Origin of the sequence: Kitasatospora sp. NPDC059571, assembly GCF_042735675.1 — a bacterium.
Classification (GTDB): domain Bacteria; phylum Actinomycetota; class Actinomycetes; order Streptomycetales; family Streptomycetaceae; genus Kitasatospora.
The window spans coordinates 1-1,652 of sequence record NZ_JBHWBW010000794.1 but is presented as its reverse complement, the minus strand read 5'-3'; the positions used below and the strand labels follow the sequence as shown (position 1 = coordinate 1,652).

Here is a 1,652-nt window from a genome sequence, read left to right as displayed (position 1 = left end):
GCCGGGGCCTTCGGTCGGGAGAGCGCTAGAAGAGCTTCAGCTTGTCGTCGTCGATGCCGCGCAGCTCGTCGTAGTCCAGGACCACGCAGCCGATGCCGCGGTCGGAGGCGAGCACGCGTGCCTGCGGCTTGATCTCCTGGGCGGCGAAGACGCCCTTGACCGGGGCCAGCAGCGGGTCGCGGTTGAGGAGTTCGAGGTAGCGGGTGAGCTGCTCGACGCCGTCGATCTCGCCGCGCCGCTTGATCTCCACGGCCACCGTGGCGCCGTCGGAGTCGCGGCAGAGGATGTCGACCGGGCCGATAGCGGTCGGGTACTCGCGGCGGATCAGCGACCAGCCGCTGCCGAGCACCTCCATGCGGTCGGCGAGCAGCTCCTGCAGGTGCGCCTCGACGCCGTCCTTGACCAGGCCGGGGTCGACGCCGAGTTCGTGCGAGGAGTCGTGCAGCACCTCCTCCAGGGTGATGATCAGCTTCTCGCCGGCCTTGTTGACCACCGTCCAGGTGCCGTCCGCCTCCTTGAGCGTGCAGGGCGGCGACATCCAGTTCAGCGGCTTGTAGGCGCGGTCGTCGGCGTGGATGCTGACGCTCCCGTCGGCCTTCACCAGGATCAGGCGGGTGGCGGACGGGAGATGGGCGGAGAGCCGACCGGCGTAGTCGACGGAGCAGCGGGCAATTACGAGACGCACGGTCGACCACGCTAGCCCACAGGGGCCAGTTGATGCGATTCCGCGACGACGGGGTGAAGAAACCGGAGGAGGGCCCGACCATGGTGACCGCGCGGTCACGTGCCGTGCACGGCGGGACCGACCGGCGGTGTCCGGCGGGCGCCGCCCGACGGGGATGGGGAGTTGATGTGAACCCTGCGACACGATCCGGCCAATCTGGCGTGTCGGACCGTGAATCCGACGGTATTCGATGCATTCCACCGTCGCACTGAGCGATGGCCTGTCACCCTGGTGTGAACGGCCGTCGTCACAGCCGACCGCGCTGCGGCGCCGGCGCATGCCCGGACGCCACCCGTGCGCCCGGACTGCGCTCCGCGCGCCGTCGACGTACTCCCGGAGCCCGTGCGGGCTTCGCGGGTCACAGCTGACCATCCATCAGCCTGACCGGGCGTCACATCCGGCCGGGCGGACGGGGAGTCCGCACGGATCGAGCACCAGCCCGCACCAACCGCAAGACCACGCCGGCGGGCCGCGCCGACGTGGACCGCGAGAGGAGAACCCATGTCGCTCGACGTCTCACCGGCCCTGCTCGAGATGGCCGAGAGAGGCGAGGTCGACGAGAGGGAGTTCGTCGACTGCGTCCGCACCTCCCTCCCGTACGCCTGGGAGCTGATCAGCTCGCTGGTCGCCCAGACCAAGGTCGACGGCACCGACTTCGCCGACAACCACGTCCCGCCGCCCAGCGAGCAGGCCCGCGGCCAGCTGCTGCGCGCGATGGCCAGTGACGCGATCCGGGGCGCCCTGCAGCGGCACTTCGGTGTCCGGCTGGCGTTCCAGAACTGCCACCGGGTCGCGGTGTTCGCACCCTCCGAGGCGAACGAGGAGCGCTACCGGCGCTTCACGTCCGTCCGGGCCCAGCTGCTCAACCAGTCGCCGGAGCTCCGCGACTGCTGAACCGCCGCCCGCGGGGCCGGCCGGCGCCCCGCGC

The 1,652-nt window shown here is 70.9% G+C and carries 2 protein-coding genes; one reads left to right on the top strand and one right to left on the bottom strand.

Features of this window, described 5'->3' with window-relative positions; genetic code table 11:
• Positions 1-25: 25 nt before the first annotated feature.
• Positions 26-685: an endonuclease NucS gene (nucS, locus tag ACFV0G_RS39090; protein WP_380558597.1), complete on the bottom strand. Its 660-nt coding sequence runs from the start codon at positions 683-685 to the stop codon at positions 26-28.
• A 540-nt stretch (positions 686-1,225) separates the two neighbouring features.
• Here nucS and ACFV0G_RS39085 point away from each other — a divergent pair.
• Positions 1,226-1,618 carry an SCO5389 family protein gene (locus ACFV0G_RS39085; RefSeq protein WP_380558594.1) on the top strand — a complete coding sequence of 131 codons (393 nt, stop codon included), beginning with the start codon at positions 1,226-1,228 and terminating at the stop codon, positions 1,616-1,618.
• The last annotated feature ends 34 nt before the right edge of the window (positions 1,619-1,652 follow it).